Origin of the sequence: Spirosoma sordidisoli, assembly GCF_004138325.1 — a bacterium.
GTDB classification, from domain to species: domain Bacteria; phylum Bacteroidota; class Bacteroidia; order Cytophagales; family Spirosomataceae; genus Spirosoma; species Spirosoma sordidisoli.
Genome location: NZ_SBLB01000012.1, coordinates 1 through 18268, shown reverse-complemented (window position 1 = coordinate 18268; position 18268 = coordinate 1). Strand labels below are relative to the sequence as shown.

Here is an 18268-nt window from a genome sequence, read left to right as displayed (position 1 = left end):
ATGGGCCGAGCAACCTCATTATGCCCAAAACGACAGCACTTTCCGCCCGCACTTCGTCGGCAACGGCCATTGAGGCAACAGGTGGCGGACGAGTGACGGTAAGCCAACTCGTCAACCAATTTACAGCTTGGCTGGAGAAGCCGGGTAACTATCCGCGATTGGCGCGGCAATTCGTACTGTATTGCTTAGAGAACAAACTGCCGCTCGACGGCGGCAGCCTACGTATCTATGCAGGTGGCAAAGCAGGCAATCAGATTTCACCGGTTAAGAAGTTTATTCTGTTCTATCAAGCGCAGGGTTGCCCAGCGGTCGTACCTGATCCGCCTAAGCGTCGGCGAGTACCACCGGCAGCCAACGAGTTGATCCTAGGTTATCTGGCCGATGCCACACACCTCCGGGGTGATAAATCGAAAGAAAACTATACCCAAGCCCTCAATGCATTCTTTACCTATATTTTCGAGGGGCAAGAAGCAGGTCGGCACGCCACGTACTGCGCACAAACGATTGGGCAGTACGTCAATGACTTAAAGCAACGCGGTCTCTCGGCGTTTACCGTCAATTTTTATTTGTCGACCATCAAGCAGTTAACCGAATGGGTCATCAAACACCGGACTCGACTTGGATTAAGTGATGAGCAGGCAGACGGCCTGCGCGACGTGGCCCTAATTCGGGGACTGACCATCGAACGCGGTTTTTACAAGGACAGTCTCGATGAAGCCGAGCGTGATGCCTTGCTGGTTAGTATTGATAACCTGACTGACAAAGCCATCGTGGCCCTATTGGTGATAGAGGGCCTACGTACCGTCGAAGTAACTCGGCTGACGCTGGGTGATGTTGAGTTTAGCAAGGGACTACTACAGGTACGTGGGAAAGGTAAGAGCACCAAAAAAGCTATTAAGCTTTTTGATAGCTGCTCGGCTATCCTTCGGCAATATATCCAATCTGGGGAGAGCCTTCCCCTAACGGCTCCTGCCTCGGCTGCCCTCTTCCCCGATCTGGAAACAGCCCAGATTCGCTACCGGGTTGATAAATACTTTAAAGCCCTTGACTTGAAGCGGAAAGGCATGTCGGCGCACAGCCTGCGCCATACGGCGGGTCAACTGTTAATCGACAAAGGTGTAGAACCGGTTTGGGTGCAGCGGCATCTGCGTCATGAACTCTTTGAGACGACCCAATTCTACATTAAGAAAAAAACGGAGCGCGATTACTTTGAAAAAATGCTTGGATCAGTCTGACTTGGCCGTTTTTTTGATTTTGGGCCAGATTTATCCTTGAAGAGAATACCCGCAATGTACCGGGTGGGTGTCGTGGCCACCGTGACCGCCCCATGCGTAACCATGCTGTCTAATCGCAAAAACTCGTTGAGGTACTGCTCATTTTGTACGATCGTTTTCTTCTGGCTGTCAGTGAATTGATAGTTGTACAAAAACTCGGCGGCTTTCTTCTGTTTTTCGGCAAGGGAAAGTTCGCTGGCTTTCTGCAAGTCGTTATTGACCAGCGCATAGTACCGAGCTTTAGGGTTAGCGTTACCCTGACGGCGTATAATGAAGTTAATCCACTTAACCGACCTTCCCTCCTTCTGCTCAACGATCTGAACGTCCAGATACGTTTTCCGATTGATCTCCGCTACAGCGTTCGACAGGACCATCTGCTTAAAGTTGGAGTAACGGACGTACTTCTGAGCGTTCATGGTCTCGCGCAGCTCTGTCACGTCAACGCGCCATAAACCAGTATCAATAAAACGGGTGAGCCGTGGAAAGAGAACTTGTGAATATTCACTGCTTAACGATACGGCCGCACTCAACTCATACTGCGAGTAACCTTTGCTCAAGTCAATAAAAAACGGGAGCACAACCGAGTTGATATTGATATCAAAATACCCTTTGTTCGCTTCGTAGTGAATATAAGGAATGGGTACGATGAAGGTGTATTTACCCTTATCCTGATCAAAAATCTTGATTTTTCGCGAGGTGACTTTATCTAAGATTTTCAGGATGACATTGGTCTGCGCGTGCGAATTTTCACCGACAAACACGTCTGAGTAGTGAATGCGGAACTGCCGATCCTCGACCCGGTATGACTTAACATCAAACGTCTGCTCACCCTTGAGTGCCTTCAAAATATTCCAATAAAGGCGTCGCTCGTACAGAGAAAACTCAGACCGACCTAATAGCAGCGTGAGCGGTTCACGAATCACCAGTTCATCGTTCATGCACTTAAAGTACCTAGTTTCGTCAGTTAAAAGCAAAGCCACCAAGACAATGTTTGCTCAATTTACGTCGATAGAGCATCATTTATGACTTAAATTTCTTGCCTTTGAATTTATAATTCACTGATTATCAATATATTATGGTTAATTCACAATATTTAAATTTTTAAAGGTTTTTGCCGTTTTTTTATTGCCTGACTTCATAATCCACCTTGAGATGGCGAACAACTATATGATTTACTCTGATCCATTGCCTAACTACTCTAATTCATTGCCCATCTTACTCTAAATTATTGCCTCTGTTACTCTAATGCCTTGCCTTTAAGCCTAAATGTTAACTCTTTTTTATTGCCTAACTACTCTGAACCATTGCCTAACTACTCTGATCTATTGCCGAAGGGGTACTTATCCACATTGCTGACCATTGATAATCAACCGTTTAGCAATCGTTTATCCACACCTACTATTATCAATCTCAGAACAATAAAAAATAAACAACTTTTGATTTTGAAGGCGGCATTGAGAGGTTACGCTAAAATTAGCCATCAAAAAATAGTAGAAAATCAACGGATAGATTGGTAAAAAGGATATTAAGTTTCCTTTAAAAGGAAACTTAGACGATTTTATTATATTTGCTAAAATTCATTCACAATGGAGAAGGCATCCCGCAAACGCAAAAGCTACGCCCCTGAAGAGTACGCTCTGAAACTGCGGGGCCTGACTCGTCTAATGAACGTCGTTGATAAGTTGCACCCTGATCGTAATGAATGGGACATTGAGGGTGAATGGAATGGAACTGGTATCATCCACTTTGTCGATGGTCGGCTTCAATCACTCTTTGCTGACTATGCAGACTTTGATTGCCGGACTATCAAGTTGGTGAATTTTGATAAGCCGGCTGTCCGATTGACGTTTTTCAAAAAGCATCGGTATTGGGTATTGAAAAACGCTGATCTACCAAGAGAGGACAAGATCGTACGGATTACGAACTACATCAATGAACTCATCGTCAAACGAGAGATCCTGTTGAACAAAGTCGATCAGTTGTCAGGGGCCGCACTGTCGGACGGAAAAGGACAGGTTGGATTTATGCAGCAAGAAATTCAAACTTGGCAACAGGTACTTGAGCACCTTGATGAATATGACTTAGCTGTATCGAACTACCAACGTGATTATCACTACGTAACTCTGAATTATAAGTACCGATCACCCAATGGGGAGCAAGAATATGAAAACGGGCAGGAGCATCTACTAAATTCGCAACGGGATAAGCAGGGAGTCATTACGCAACCCCGGTACAACATCATTTTCATCGACATCCGGGAGATTCATCGGGAACACCCGCATCAGCATAAGGAGATCGAAAACTTCCTGAATAATTTTTCGATTGTTAGTCAGGCAGGTAAGCAGCAACTATATGCCCGACCAAGGCCGGAGGACTCTCTTGAGGCGTTTGAAAAAGGTATTGTCTCACCGGCGACGACACCAATTCCTACCAATACGCCGACGTTGTTTGACTAACAAAAGTCAGTGAGCCTAACACACTGATAGTCAGAAATATCTAAAAACAGATAAAAAATTAAATATTATTCGCACTATTTGACACTCGATAGACGTTAAACTATCGAATCTACCTAATTAATAGACAATCAGTAACCCGTAATATTGAGTTATGCTTTCGTCAGTTTATGAACTGGTGGTGGCAGCAAGTATCTATGCTTCCACCGTTTTAAGTACGCATCCATTTAGTACCCAGTCGGGTCAACTCTTATCAGGACACCCACTACCTGATTCAACCATTACCGTTCCGATTTACGCTGAAAACAAGGACGGACGGCCAACCGTAATTGTTGAAAAGACGGTAACAATTCCTAACGGATACACGTATGTTGGGCACCGTCTTGACCTACAGGAAGCATTTCCGATAGAAGGCGCAGAAAGTTCAGCAAGCTGGATTGAAGGACCAAACCGCATTTGGAGCATTTACACCCAAGCAACGCCTGATAAGGGTCAGAATGTGAAGCAGGTATTGGTTCGCGCTACCGCTTCTCCTGGTCGGAAAAATATGGAGATTGGAGCCAAGGCTACTTTACTCGTCGATCTCCTTAAGGTGAAGAGGGCTAATTAAGCAATAATCCCATTTTCTGTAACCGTCTATGTCTTCGCTTCAGAACGACAGTGGGATTGCTATGCCTTTTCAACGTCCTGTTACTTGGGGTCGTATTGTCTGCCATATAGTGTATTGGGGAATTATGTTCGCCGTTACGTACAGTCAGTTTGTACGCGCCTTTCAGGATAAGCCCAATTCCACGTTGCTCCACATTGTCAACACGCATCAGTTTCTGACGACAGTGCTGTCGTTTGCTGCACTTGGCTACTGGGCGATGCCTTATGTCCTCTACGAATCAGTACCGACCTGGAAGCGAGGAGTGCGTTTAATCGGGGTGCTATTACTGTACTACGGGTGTTTGTGCATCAATACATACGTATTGTTAAGCTATGCGCAAACACACTTTACCGCATTACCTATGTACCTCGAACGGCGGGTTGAGCTATTTATAACCGCACCCTGGTACGCGTATCTGGTTAATCCGGTTATTCTCTTTTTCATATATGGGCAGTTTATCTCTTATGTAATCTCTCCGCTGTTGATCAAGGCAGTGCGGGATGGATACGCTCGAAATCAGGCCCGGTTGGCCATCGAACAGGAACGTCGTCGCCTGGAAGTCGATAATCTGGCTTTAGAGAAAGAGAATGTGATGAAAGACTTGCTGTTTCTACGACAACAAATCAACCCGCATTTTCTGCTCAATGCCTTTAACAACATCTACGCGCTCATCTACCGAAAAGACAACCGAGCCGCCGATACATTGGCAAACCTCTCGACGTTGATGCGTTACACGTTGTACCGAACGGGACAAGATTTTGTACCTCTGACTGACGAGTTGGAGTTCATTTACGGGTACATCGACATGGAACGTATCCGACATAATAAGCCCGGCGTGATTACGTGTCAATTACCGGCGATAGAGCCTGAGATGGCCAACTGGAAGATCCCTCCCCTCCTACTGGTAACGTTTATCGAAAATGCATTTAAACATGGCCTGAACGCTGTGTACAGTGATGGATGGGTTCGGATCGCGCTGACAACAGAACTCAACGAGTCGGGTTGGCTAACCCTGACCGTTGTCAACAACCGAACGGATATCCCAAAGCAAACAACACCAGATGGAGGAATTGGTCTGCAAAATGTCAAACGCCGGCTGGCGTTACTGTTTCCTCAACATGCTTATGAACTCGTCTTGGCTGAACAACCCGATCAGTTTACGGTCCGGTTAGCCATCCCACTCAAGTGGAATGAAGACACCACAATGTACCATGACAAAGCCCATACGATGTCTGCTTGTTGACGACGAACCGCTGGCACAGGAACTCATCCTCGACCACATGGCCCAACTTCCCATGTTGGATGTAGTGGGGGTTGCCGGCAACGCGCTCCAAGCTATTGAGTTGTACAAAAACTTAAAACCCGATTTGCTGCTACTGGATATTAACCTGCCGCGCATGAACGGCTACGAGTTGCTGAAAAGCTTACCTGGTAAAGCCCCCTGGGTAGTGGTAACCTCTGGTTATCAGGAATTTGCCTTTGAAGGATTCGAAAACAATGTGGTGGATTTTCTTCTGAAACCCATCACATTCAGTCGGTTCGTGCGAGCAATCACGAAAGTACAGGAGCGAATGCAGGCTGCGGATGAACTTCCGGCTGCACCCTCTTTAGCCTACCCAACAGTTAGCCCAACAGGGCAATTATCGGTGAAAGACGGCAACAAACTCATTAATGTTTCGTGTCAGGACATTATCCTGATCGAAGCCATGAGCGACTACGTAAAAATTCAACTGCCTGAGCAGGTGGTGGTAAGCCACCAGCGAGTATCGGCATTGGAAAAACTATTACCCACTCCCTTATTCATCCGGGTGAATCGGTCCTTCATTGTCAACACGGCCAAAATTCGCCAAACCAACGGTCAGCAGATTGAAATGCAAAACGGACACACCGTTCGGGTCGGCTCGACGTACCGGGGTATTGTCGGCAGTATGATTCGGAGTGGTCTTTAACGAAGCGAGTACCTGTTTTTTTAATAAATCTGTTTCATCAATTAATCATTAATGCAATGACTGCTAACAAAGCAAACCGCCTGAAGAGTAAATCAATTGGCTCACGGATGCCGCAAACGAACCCCCGGCCAATTAAGTACCCAACGACGATTGATCTAACCATCATCTTCACCCTCTAATTGCGAAGGCCGTCAACTCTTAAGCTGACGGCCTTTTGCTTTGCGCTTTATCTGAATGAACGCTTTGCCACAGCCTTACCGGTTCGCACTGCTGCGATCTCCCTTATTTTCAATTGATCAACTGATCACCCAGTGGGAACACCTGGCTGATTTCGGCGACAATACTCTCCGTTGGTGGTTGGAACAGCCACTGGCAGAAAAAGCCCTGTACGTAGCATCGCCAGCTTTGTATCAGGTATGGCAGGATTGGCGGAATAATCCAGGATGTATCCCCTCTGAAGCGGCCCGGTTGGCTTTGTGGCGGTACATTGTTCGCATGAGCAGCCGATGTACGCCATTTGGATTGTTCGCTGGAGTGAGTTCCATTTCCCTTTCTGACCAGACTTCAGGTGTCCTTGTATCAGGCAATAGTACGCTACGTACCCGGCCCGATATGGCCTGGCTGACTAGGCTGATAGCGTCATTGGAGCAGCATCGGGCAATACAGAGCGAGCTTCGATATTGTCTCAATAATAGCCTATATCAACTGGGGGGGCAGTACCGATACTCTGCCTATCGACTAATCGACGGGCAACGCTCCTTCTATATCAATTCTGTTGAGCGTGACGAACTGCTTGAGGCCCTGCTGAACCACGTAAAGCAGATACCCAACGGCGTAACGGCTCGGGCATTGATTGAGATGGTTCAGCAATGCACAGGTGATACTGAAAAGGAGGCCGCTACGTACGTCGATGCGTTGATCAACGAACATGTACTCATCAGTGAGCTGGAGCCGGGTGTAACAGGGCCACCTGCGTTCGAGCAAGTACTGAAACGGCTGCGGTCAATTCCTGCCGCCAGCTCCGTTGTCCAGTCATTAACCACGTTACAGAATACGTTGTGTCAGCCTGACTTGTCGGTAGCCGAACTGGTAAACCTTGACAAACAGATGCGGGCCATGTTGGGCGAAGACGATCTGCCCGGCGACGTGCTGCAAACGGATATGATACGTCTATCGGCAACCGTTACCGTCGGTGAACCAGTGGTTGGGAAAATTAGCCAGCAGCTCACCCGGCTGATGCCGCTTCGAACACACTACGTACCGGAAACATTAGGTACGTTTGCCCGGCGTTTCTTTGACCGGTACGGTAATGAACCCAAACCGTTGCTGGTGGCCTTGGACCACGAATCGGGGATCGGATACGGTCCGAATGGATTGGCGGGTGCATCGGGGCATTCAGCCTTACTTCAGCAACTCACTATCTCGGCAAGCAACCGAAAAATGCCCGTCTCCGATCAGCTTGATGCCTTCCGACTGGCAAAACTGACAGACTTTCTCCGAACCGGGCAACTAGCGCAGACGATCACGGATGCCGAACTAACCCAATTAGCAAAAGAGCAAACGCCTGCGTCGATAACGGCACGAAGCTGGGCCGTACTGGGTGATTTGCTCGGAGCGGATACTGAAGCTATCGACAACGGTCAGTTTCAAATTGTCTTGAAAAGCGTGACCGGCCCGACTGCCGCTTCACTGATGACTCGTTTTACCGCGCTGGATGATGTGCTAACACGTCAAGTGCAGGAACTGACCGACTGGGAGGCCCAACAATACCCGGATTGTTTACTGGCGGAAATCGTGCATTTACCGACGGGCCGGGTTGGGAATGTGGTGTGTCGGCCAAGTCTACGGGCGTATGAAATCCCATATCTAACGCCTGGCGGGGTCGGTGACGACCATATATTATTGTTGTCGGATTTGTGGATTCGGGTGCCTGACGGTAAAACTGTTGAGCTGTGGTCTAAGAAACACGATAAACGCGTGTTGCCCCGTAACTCAACGGCTCACAACTATCACGGTTCCGACGACATCTACCGTTTCCTAAGCGATCTGAGCCATCAGGATGAGTCACTGCATCTGCGTTGGTCGTGGGGAACACTGGCTGATCAACCGGCCCTACCCCGGCTAACGTACCAGAACATTGTTGTGTCCCGTGCTCAATGGCAACTCAACTGGCAAACAAACTGGGTTTCTGCCAACGCGATGGTCGATCAAGTACAACAATCGTTGACGCTGCCCCGGTACGTTGCTCTGGCAGAAGCCGACAACGAATTGTTGCTCGACTTGACCGTAGCACCGTGCCGACAAATTCTGTTTACGGAATTACAAAAACGCAAAACGGTACGTCTTGTAGAATGGCTGGCCACGCCAGAAGCCTGCTGGCTGACGGGCGAAGGAGGGCGGTTCACGGGCGAGCTGGTCATCCCGTTCAGGCAAACCGCTGCTCCCCTCCCCTATCGACCATCGCCGTTTACTGAGTCTATCCGAACTGTCCAGCGCACGTTTCTACCAGGCAGTGAGTGGTTGTATGTAAAAGTGTACGTGGGAGAGCAAACGGCTGACGAACTATTGACGAGTGTCATAGCTCCGTTCACGGACGAAGCCATTGGGCAGGGGCATATTCAACAATGGTTTTTCGTTCGTTACTACGACCCGGAACCACACCTCCGACTTCGGTTTTTTGGCCAGCCTGAAACGAATGCCCAAGTATTGGCCACCTTAATGGCAAGTCTGCAAGGATGGATCGATCAGGACCGGGTTCAATCGGTGCAGATTGATACGTATGAACGGGAAGTAGAGCGGTACGGAACAACAACCATCGAACAGTGCGAACAGCTATTTGGCCTTGATAGCCAATGGATTATTGACTGGATCATCCGGCGAGATGAGCTGGAGGAGGACGAGCATTGGTGGGTAGCCTGTCAGCAGGCCGATCAGATGCTGGGTGGGTTTGGCTTTACACTCATGCAGAAAGAAAGGTTACTGAATACCCTTCAGGAACGGTTCCTTGCCGAACACGGCCACAACCCTGCAATGAGAAAGCACCTGAACGAACAGTATCGGGTGTGGCATGCCCGCTGTTTGTGTCGCGAAGAAGCATACAGAACACGATTGCTGGCCATGCCTTCGGAAATGAATCACCTCATTGGCCAACTACGAGCGGTACGTACCGCAGAATCGACCGCGCAACCACCTGAAGTAGATTTCATCGCTTCATTACTGCACATGCATTTCAATCGGTTTTTCAGCAGCGATCAGCGGTTGAGTGAAGGCGTGGTGTACCACTTTTTAGCCAGGCGGTACGCTTCTGAACAAGCCAGGCAAAGCAGTCAGATGTTACGTTTGCCAACGTAGTTCACCGAACATAAATGCCCCTTTATGGATTGGCCGAATACGGATTTAGGTTGATCGAAAAGAGGTTGGAGCCATCCGGTTCAACCTCTTTTTTTGATATGTGGCCGGACCCAGAAGTCCTTTAAATCGCCACATATCCGCCGTATGTGTACGCTCTTTTCAATTTCATCAAAAGAAATCTGGTTTGTAGGGCCTTCCATCCAACAACGTCAAATCGAGATATCTCCCACCACTTTAACCGAGAAGCGGGCAGGGTGTCTTATCAAAATAGCAGCCGATTGGCCAGCGTTTCGACAAGCCGCTACGTTACGTTCTACATTATGTCGAAGTCGCTTGATTGTTCTCTTCGACAGTAGTCAGCTTTCGCACGAAGAGTTGATCGAGATTCGGATCATGCGGGAAAAGCATAGCTGGTTTGCTCCGATTGTCTATTTCGATCAGCCAGATCTGGGCAAGGTCATTCACGCCTTCAATGCAGACTTGGCTGGTTACTGCGCAAGTGCGGACACCATTGTCGATCTGATGACTATGGTGCAGGCGGTTAATGGGGGGAAACTGTCCTACACAAAGGGATTCTGCGACCTGCTACGGAAATACGGTTTCCCAGTAGTCGAAAACAGTCAGATAAAAAATTAAACAAAAAGTCAATAAAATTTACAGTGTTGTTAGGAGATATTCCATTTTTTGCTGAAATTACAGCGTCAATACATCCGAATTCATCATATGTCTTGACGCTATTATCTCAGCAAAAAATGGAAGAGAAACCCAAATTACTGTACGAAGACATCGTTGGCCTCATTGATTTCCGAGGCATAAAACAGGCAAAAATTGCCGAGGTGATGAAGATGTCGTACAACAACTGGTACAAAACCAGGCAAAACAATCTTCGCAACATCACCATCAACGAAGTTGACGAACTGGCTATGTTTCTTGAGCTTCCCCCCGAACAGGTATTCAGTCTATGTTACGCGGTTTACAAGCGCGCTTGGATTGAACAGCAGCAAGCCGCTAAAGATGTTGAACCCAAACCGCAGCCTATGACTGAGTAATACAAATTGCAATTGGTTGTTTCACCCGCCCGTAAGCGGGTTTTTTTATGTATAAATCAAGGGGAATCGAAAAGCAAACTACGTAGTAATCAAGAGGATTTGAAAGCGTAAAACACTGACTATCAATATTTTAAAATATAATATTAGGCTGTAAATTTATATTGAGTTCAGCGCGAGGCAATAGATAATACGCTGACTCAACGGCCTTTTATGCATTGCTTTATCAGCCCCGCCCGCATCCGGTTAGCCATCGACAGCCGAATTAACCGCGACCTTGTCGCCACTGCCCGGCAGCACGGATTTGTGTTTAGTAACCCCGCCGATGATTTCCCGATATGGGAGAGCATCGCTGAAGCTGATTTAGAAAACCCGGCTCAAATGTGTTCGCCCGACGTTGCCCATTGGCTCGTGGGCAAGGCTATTGAAGCTACCCTGTTTCAACTGTATTTATCCCGGCGAATGGCTTGTATGCAACGTACCTATGACCAGAACTAACAGTGTATAACCCAATATAAAGTACCGCAATGGCAAAGACGATGAACCCTTATCTGCAAACCCTCTACGACCAGATTGGTCGAATGGCCTTCTTTATGATGGGAGCCAAAAACATCACGTTTGACAACGCATCGAACGTACTGCAATGGCGCATAGCCAATTCTAAGTTCAACTCTGTTCAGGTACGTTACGACATCGGCGAAGATCTATATCAATTAACATTTTCGACTGAAACAAAGCAGACTATCACAGAAGTCGTCATGGAGCAGGTCGAAGCCAGTGACCTACACGCCACTATTGAGCGCATGACGGGTTTACGGCTCTCATTGGCTCGCGTGTATGCCTGAGCTGTAAACAGGATAGTTAATTGGCTAATTCTGAGGTGTCGGCGGGCCGCTGGTAGCACTGACCGCAAATTGTAGTATCTGGTTCAGTTGCTCGCCACTTAGGTTGGCCGATTTAACATCCACTTCAAGCCCTTTGATAGGGTGTTGCTTCAGCGTGATGCTGATCCAGGCTTCCGCGTCGATCATGAGTTGGACGGTTTGTTGCAGGTGCTTATCCGGGTCCGCTTGGCCTTCGATAAAAAACACAGATTGGGGCGATTCCATAACGATTCTGATCGACAGTTAGCAAAAATACCTTTAATAGACCTGCGAAATCCACCGCCTTGGGCGGTGGTGATGACCTAATGGCTACGCCATTTGGGTAACTTCACCCCATGAGCAAGTACAAGAAGCAATCTCATGTGGTGTGGAAATGCGACTACCACATCGTCTGGACACCCAAGTACCGGTTCCGGGTGTTGACGGGATTAGTGAAAGACTTGGTTGAACACGACATCCGCTTACTGAGTGAGTGGAAAAGTTGTGAAGTAATCGAGTTGAGCGTCCAAGCTGACCATATCCATCTGGTTATCAGTATTCCACCTAAAGTATCGGTTTCTGATCTGATGGGGACGCTGAAGGGTAAGCTGGCGATTAAGTTGTTCAAGAGTTACCCGCAACTGAAGCAAAAGCCGTATTGGGGCAACCATTTCTGGGCGCGGGGCTATTTTGTGAATACAGTGGGCATCAATGAAGATCAAATTCGGCGATACGTCAAGTATCAGGAAGGCGAAGACCGGAAAGAGGAAAAGCAGTCCACGAATTTTGATTTGTTTGACCCACCCTCGTAAGTACGCTGCGGGCTATGCCCGCTTCTTTTCACCAAATCCACCTGCTTTGCAGGTGGTTGTTTAATATGAATACCCCTTTGCAAAGGGGTATTCGTGCGCTGAAAATAATCAAGGGGTATTGGAAAAAATCAGTGAACAGTAGTGGGCTATAAAGGCATATATACCTGTTTTTCAATTAGTTATGATCTATTGAATTGGCTATTTTTATATCAGCAAACGGCCTGAAAGACAGGCTGGATTTTCAAACTCTTTACTTGCTGATCGCCATGAAAAAGGCCAATGTCAACAACCAACTGCTTACCACTACGTCATGGGATACCATCTGTTTCCCGGTTAAGTCCGTTCCCGCCCGCGACGTGCTGCCCGAACCCTACCGGATGGTTCCGACCGACCGGCAACACTTAATAGTCGGCACAATGCCAAACGAGGAACGGCAGGTTTTTGCCGCTCAGTCGCCCCGGTACTCGCTCGTTCCGAATACCATTATCCGCGATGCTGTAACGGAGGTGGCCGGAATAGAGCAGCTGGTTCATATCCGCTATAGCCGAAACGGCGAATACGCTATCAACGTACTACTGCCCGACGAAACGACCGTTGGCCCCAACGACATCATTCAGCGGCAATTAACGTTTACCAATTCGTACACGGGTAAGTCGCAGTTCACCATCCAGGGTACAGAGATGAAGCGGGTACGACAGCAAAAAGTACGCGTTGCTTACTACCGGCAAATCTGCTCTAACGGCATGATGGGTTGGGCGGATGAATTTATTAGCCTTGACCAGTACCTCGATTGGCTCGTAACGGGTCAAACACCGGAGAAAGCCAAGGTGAAGGGGCTGGAATGGGTGTACGAGAGCGCGGAAACGCTCCGGGCCTATCAGCACATCTTTACGCACCGAGGTATTAACCTTAATCAGTTTAAGGCGTTCCTGGTTAATTTCCTGCGTGATTTTATGCAGTACGCGCAGCAGGCTCCCAGCTCCACGCACGAGGTTTTTAAACTGATGCAGGACACCGCCGTAACCGACCGGCAGGAGGCCGCTAAACTGGTTCGTAAGGTGGGTATCTCACAAAAGTTGGTTGATGCCGCAATGGAACGTATGGCTATTGAAGAAAGCGTTTTGAGTACGGGGCCAAACGCTTGGCTATTGTACAATGGGGTTAACCACGCCCTATTCAATGGTAACACCGGGCTGAACTTACCCGCCCGCTACGCCCTCGACGAGAAGGCATTCCACGCTATCGCAGCAAACTACGTTTTGTAACAAGTAAGCTGACTGCCCTTAAAGGCAGTCAGAAAAGAACAAAGGGGTATTTTTATAAGCTTTACACATAGTGCGAAGAATCAACTTATTATTTGAAACGACCATACAACATAAGAGAGTTTATGAACCAACGTCGGGACTTTCTTACGAAGAGCTCACTTTTTTAAAATAACTATAATGCCTGAAAAGATACCAAACTACGCACGTAGACGACTCCTACTTATGATCGTGCTGATTGCTTTAGGAACTGCGACTGGGTTTATATGGGGACAACAGTACGGGTACCGTCAAGGTACGAACGACATGATAAGGCATATAGAACAGCGATTAAACTCCCCTCCTGCTGCTCATCCCGTTCAGGTTACTGTAGCACTCTTTTGCAACTAAACTATAAGTTAAATAGGTAAGCTTACCGAGCAGACTACGTTGCCTTTCGCTCCTTAAACACAATCCCAAACTCAGCCACCTCATAATCGACCAGGAGTTGAATATCTTCCTTTACCCGCCGGTAGTTATCCTGAAGCAACTGGGTTTTGTAGTGCTGCCGTTCGGTGGACGTTAACGTACCTGGATCACCACCGTATACGTCACGAATGATGCCGTCGAGGTCGAGCATGGGAGGCAATTTGTGAGGCTTTTTTAGCTGCTCACTGTCTACACTGATCAGGCACTTGAAGGTTTTCAGGTCCAGCTCTTCACCGAAGTTATCAACGAATTGCCCGACGAACTCCCCCTGCTTGAGCCGGGAGATTTTAGCCGCCGGGATCATCTCGGTTAGTTGCTGCGATACGTTGATTGTGGTGTCGTTTTTCGAGTAGGTAATCGACTCTTTGGCCTGGTTCGTTTTGCCGAATCGGCGCGACAGCTTCTCGGCGGTCTCATAGACCACCGTACCTGAAAACACGTTGGCTCCCAGGTTCATAATCACCTTCGCTTCTTTCTCCCCGTAGTCCCGCGTGAGCTGCTCGAAATCTTGGATACCCAACCAAGTGGCGACCTTATTCGAGCGGGCCGTTGCGATCAGCATGTCGAGACCTTTGAGGAACATCGTTGGTAGCTCGTCCCAGAACAGGGCCGATTTAAGTCGGCCTTTCCGATTGACCGATTTCATCAGCCGGGCCGTGTAAAGCGAGAAGGCCGTTCCGTAAATGGCCGTTCGGTCAGGGTTGTTGCCGGTGCACAGGATTTTCGGGTCGTCGGGGTTGTTGATGTCGAGCGAAAAATCGTGGCCCGTCATGACCCAGTACAACGTGGGTGAGGAGAGCCGGGCCATTGGGATACGTACCGACGAGATCTGCCCTTCCAACTGCTCCATTGCTCCACCATCGCGGGCATCGATAAAGGGTCGCACGTAGATTTCTACTTCAGGGTAGCGCTCCATCAAGGCGAACGTTTCGTCGTAGCGTCGGTTCGTGAATTCCAGCGTATGTGGGAAGGTGCAGCAGTTGGCCAGTCGCTGATAAGCCGCCAGCCGATCCGGGTCTTGCGCTGATTCGTGTTTGGCTCGTTCTGCTTCCAGCAAAGCTCGATACTTCAGGCTAACCGTCCGCAGGTACCAGAATACCGATGTTAGAAAATTGATCGCCGACTCCGGGAAGAACTCGCCTTGTTTTTGCGCCCAGGTTTTGTTCAAGTTGAGCATTACTGTTTGGGCGGCTTCGTAGGCATCCATCACATCGGTCATGCCGTCGGCGTGAATGGGGTTGCAGCGGTGCGAAAACTCGATGTCGTCGAAGTTCAAGACGTAGAACTTCGGAATCAGCGGTTGTCGGTTTCGTTTGCGCTCGGCCAGTTGGTCGGCGGGTGTCCAGGCGTAGGTGTTCTCGGCCAGCGTTTTGCGATAGGCGTTGTAGGCTTCTTCAGTCAGGTCAGGAAATTTGAAATCATAGACGTAGGCCGTATAGCCCTTGTAAAGACTTTGCCAGAGTGCCTGAATCAGCACGGCAAAGGTTTTGCCGGACCCCTGCAAACCCAGCACCATGTTTGAGCGGAATGGATTCACGATATTAATCAGCCCCTGCCGCCACTGGCCTTTGAAAAAGTACTGCGTCTGGAAATGAATCGAGAACTCATTCTGCACGAAGGTTTCATTCTGTGGAAACTCCTCGTTGGTATCGTTGAAAATATCGTTCGGCGACCGCGTAAAGAGGATGCGCGACAGGTACTGCCCTCCTTTAATTAATTGCATGGTACCGCCTACCGTCAGGCCGATATACAGTATGTCGACTGCCAGTGGGGCAACGAGTGCTTTGGCATACAACAGCGGTATCGAGCCTAGAAATAACAGTAGGCCCGCGCCCGTGTGCCGCAGTACCTGATGCCGCCCAATGCCCGGATCAATCTTGCCTTTCGAGCCGATGGCGTACAGGAAGAGCAACAACAGCACAAACGCTTTACTAGTGAACGGATTTCGGAACAGGCCCAGCCGATTATTGAGCGTAGATAGAAAACTATACAAATAGCTACGTAGCCAAATAACCGGCTCTGTAAGTTCATGACAGAACCACAGGCAATGGAGCAATAGCAGCCCTACGGCAGCGATAATGAATAACTCAACGGTCTGGGTGTGGCCCTCGCGTTCTTTGCTGGTCATTTCCGGCATAGTAATAAAATAGGTTAAGGATGAGACCCGGTCTGTCGGCGGGCCTGTTGCTGATAGGTACGTACCACATCCATTGCCAGCGTGAGGTAGGGTATCGGATCGACAGGTACGTTCTGTTTCGTAATGCTGTAATGGAGATGCACGCCCGTGGCCCGGCCCGACTGACCCGTGATACCCAGCGTTTCACCAATTCGCAATGTCTGGCCTACCCGCACCAACGTCAGCGAAAGGTGGCCATAGACGGTACGATACGAGTTCAGGTGGTCGATGCAGACGAAGTGGCCCAAGGTTTTGCTGTAGCCGACCGTACTCACTTGACCCATTGCGGCTGCCCGCACGTACTGATGCGGACCGGCAATGTCGATACCGTCATGGTGTCGGACGGTGCGAAGCGTCGGATGGTTTCGCCAGCCAAACCCTGATGAGATGTAGTTGCCCGACCAGTCGCCGAGGGGTGGCAGGCAGGGGATAGTTTGCGCCAATGCAGGCGATTGCCAGAACAGCGCGACGAACTGAGCTGTAATCTGGTCTGGCAATGCCGTGACAATCCACATTCGGCTGTATGGTTCTCTCGAAATTGGTACAGAGTCAAGTCCGTCTGTTTGTCCAACTATCGGGTACCATTGAGCTATTGAATCCTGACTCTGATTTCTTGCCTTTAGTAGAGGGCTAGCTTCTATATAATAGCTCAGTACCAGCCAATTTAGCCAAAATAGAGGGTGTACTATCATTCTGTGCGTTTGCTTTCACAAGACAAAAATAAGCCTTATATCAGCTAAATATTTAAAATATTACCTAATTTTAGATAAAATATTAAACAAAAGCAATGAATAAGAGCAACGGAGAACCGATTGAGCTCAGTGATGCACAGGCTAACCGACTTATACACCTATTCAGACCTTCATTTGAAAGTCCTGTGAACCAAACTACCGGAGTTGTACAGGCCAGCGCGATGATCTGGCACCCGATGTTGACAGACATTCACCAGCAGATAGTGCATTCGATCAGCCCGGTCTTGATTCAACAAACTGTATCAGCGGAGCCCCACTCTCCTACCCTATCGCTGACGTTGTTGCCCGCTCCAGCCGATCATTCAGCCCGTGGGATTGACCCTGTCCAGCACAATAGGCCAGTCGACGAACTGGCCGTAGTCCCCAAGCCAACGCTTTAATTCTGACGTATGCTTTATCTGACTTCCCTTGAAGAACAATGGGGCCGCGACCGCATTCACCAGGCGATTCAGCCCCTTTTCATTGGTGACGGCGAAGAACCCGGCGACCCACCCATAACCGTACTCAATGCCTCGGTCAACGATCCTGATCTCTGGCAGGCACTCACGCCCGACGAGCGGGAACGGCTGTTTTTGGCCTTCACTGAACTTCAGCATGATCTGACCGTCCTGGCCGGGGACCTCCACCGGATACACGAACCGACCCTCGGCGGCTTCGAGCTGAACGTACCTGAACAACCGAACTAACCCAGCGCAACGTATGAAACAGAAAGCCCAAAACCGCGCTACCCGTGAACAGTTGGCCATTCTGCGCCACCTCAACAAAGCGGGGGTACGTTACCTGGCGTTTGGCGACTACGCTATGAATGCCATCGACCCGGCCCGTGCCATTGGGAATGTGCAACTCTGGATCGAGCCGACTCGCGCCAATTTCGAACGACTCGATACAGCCATCCAGGCGATGTACGGCCCCCGCGTCCTGACCCGGACGAACCCTGACCTGACTGACAATCCGCAACCGAAAAAGATGCTTACCCTCGGTGATGGCCCACAACGGGTGGGCCTGTACCCGGCCATCAATGGCTTCCAGGCCAATGACTTTGGCGACTTGTTTACCCGCGCCCAGACCAACCGGGCCGCGCTCATCACCAACCGGGGCAAATTGGACGGGTCTGTCGCTTATCGTCAGTTAGCCGTGCCGGACCTCTACCAGAATGTTCGCGAGTCGACGGCTTATCATAAGGCGTGGAATATCCAGACGCTGGAGAAATACG

At 49.1% G+C, this 18268-nt stretch carries 17 protein-coding genes and 1 pseudogene; 14 read left to right on the top strand and 4 right to left on the bottom strand.

Annotated elements, in window-relative coordinates:
• Nucleotides 1-20: 20 nt before the first annotated feature.
• Nucleotides 21-1235 carry a tyrosine-type recombinase/integrase gene (locus EQG79_RS27930; RefSeq protein WP_129606065.1) on the top strand — a complete coding sequence of 405 codons (1215 nt, stop codon included), beginning with the start codon at nt 21-23 and terminating at the stop codon, nt 1233-1235.
• Here EQG79_RS27930 and EQG79_RS27925 read toward each other — a convergent pair.
• A complete protein-coding gene (locus EQG79_RS27925) occupies nt 1205-2212 on the bottom strand; it encodes a replication initiation protein (RefSeq protein WP_129606063.1) in 1008 nt (335 codons plus the stop codon). The genes EQG79_RS27930 and EQG79_RS27925 overlap by 31 nt on opposite strands.
• A gap of 648 nt (nt 2213-2860) precedes the next feature.
• On the opposite strand from EQG79_RS27925, the gene EQG79_RS27920 reads away from it, so the two are divergent.
• The 9 genes from EQG79_RS27920 (at nt 2861) to EQG79_RS27880 (ending at nt 11567) form a co-directional block, all read left to right on the top strand.
• Nucleotides 2861-3730, top strand: a complete 870-nt coding sequence (locus EQG79_RS27920; RefSeq protein WP_240699476.1) for a hypothetical protein — start codon at nt 2861-2863, stop codon at nt 3728-3730.
• Nucleotides 3731-3881: 151 nt separating this feature from the next.
• Entirely contained in the window at nt 3882-4337 is a 456-nt protein-coding gene (locus EQG79_RS27915) for a hypothetical protein (protein ID WP_129606061.1), read from the top strand.
• Nucleotides 4338-4365: 28 nt separating this feature from the next.
• Nucleotides 4366-5619 carry a sensor histidine kinase gene (locus EQG79_RS27910; protein WP_240699475.1) on the top strand — a complete coding sequence of 418 codons (1254 nt, stop codon included), beginning with the start codon at nt 4366-4368 and terminating at the stop codon, nt 5617-5619.
• Entirely contained in the window at nt 5588-6325 is a 738-nt protein-coding gene (locus EQG79_RS27905) for a LytR/AlgR family response regulator transcription factor (protein WP_129606059.1), read from the top strand. The genes EQG79_RS27910 and EQG79_RS27905 overlap by 32 nt, the downstream gene beginning before the upstream one ends.
• A gap of 234 nt (nt 6326-6559) precedes the next feature.
• Nucleotides 6560-9676: a lantibiotic dehydratase gene (locus EQG79_RS27900; RefSeq protein ID WP_129606057.1), complete on the top strand. Its 3117-nt coding sequence runs from the start codon at nt 6560-6562 to the stop codon at nt 9674-9676.
• Between the two features lie 144 nt (nt 9677-9820).
• Nucleotides 9821-10312: a hypothetical protein gene (locus EQG79_RS27895; RefSeq protein WP_129606055.1), complete on the top strand. Its 492-nt coding sequence runs from the start codon at nt 9821-9823 to the stop codon at nt 10310-10312.
• A 116-nt stretch (nt 10313-10428) separates the two neighbouring features.
• The gene (locus tag EQG79_RS27890) at nt 10429-10725 is read left to right on the top strand and encodes a helix-turn-helix domain-containing protein (RefSeq protein WP_129606053.1); all 297 of its coding nucleotides are present in this window, start codon (nt 10429-10431) and stop codon (nt 10723-10725) included.
• Between the two features lie 210 nt (nt 10726-10935).
• Complete coding sequence (locus EQG79_RS27885) at nt 10936-11220, top strand: hypothetical protein (protein ID WP_129606051.1); 285 nt, start codon at nt 10936-10938, stop codon at nt 11218-11220.
• A 29-nt stretch (nt 11221-11249) separates the two neighbouring features.
• On the top strand, nt 11250-11567 hold the full coding sequence (locus tag EQG79_RS27880; protein WP_129606049.1) for a hypothetical protein: 318 nt from the start codon (nt 11250-11252) through the stop codon (nt 11565-11567).
• A gap of 24 nt (nt 11568-11591) precedes the next feature.
• Here EQG79_RS27880 and EQG79_RS27875 read toward each other — a convergent pair whose 3' ends face one another.
• Entirely contained in the window at nt 11592-11831 is a 240-nt protein-coding gene (locus EQG79_RS27875; protein WP_129606047.1) for a hypothetical protein, read from the bottom strand.
• Between the two features lie 110 nt (nt 11832-11941).
• Between EQG79_RS27875 and tnpA the strand changes: the two genes are divergently transcribed.
• Nucleotides 11942-12397 (top strand): IS200/IS605 family transposase, encoded by a 456-nt coding sequence (gene tnpA / locus EQG79_RS27870; protein ID WP_129606045.1) that lies wholly within the window; start codon nt 11942-11944, stop codon nt 12395-12397.
• 266 nt (nt 12398-12663) lie between these two features.
• A complete protein-coding gene (locus EQG79_RS27865) occupies nt 12664-13662 on the top strand; it encodes a DUF932 domain-containing protein (RefSeq protein ID WP_129606043.1) in 999 nt (332 codons plus the stop codon).
• A gap of 421 nt (nt 13663-14083) precedes the next feature.
• On the opposite strand, the gene EQG79_RS27860 is transcribed toward EQG79_RS27865, so the two are convergent.
• Together EQG79_RS27860 and EQG79_RS27855 are read right to left on the bottom strand one after the other, a co-directional pair.
• Nucleotides 14084-16264, bottom strand: a complete 2181-nt coding sequence (locus EQG79_RS27860) for a YWFCY domain-containing protein (RefSeq protein ID WP_129606041.1) — start codon at nt 16262-16264, stop codon at nt 14084-14086.
• Between the two features lie 14 nt (nt 16265-16278).
• On the bottom strand, nt 16279-16818 hold the full coding sequence (locus tag EQG79_RS27855; RefSeq protein WP_129606039.1) for a M23 family metallopeptidase: 540 nt from the start codon (nt 16816-16818) through the stop codon (nt 16279-16281).
• Nucleotides 16819-17444: 626 nt separating this feature from the next.
• Here EQG79_RS27855 and EQG79_RS27850 point away from each other — a divergent pair.
• Nucleotides 17445-17741: a hypothetical protein gene (locus tag EQG79_RS27850; protein ID WP_129606037.1), complete on the top strand. Its 297-nt coding sequence runs from the start codon at nt 17445-17447 to the stop codon at nt 17739-17741.
• 13 nt (nt 17742-17754) lie between these two features.
• Nucleotides 17755-18268, top strand: a pseudogene (locus tag EQG79_RS27845) (toprim domain-containing protein); the annotation flags it as partial.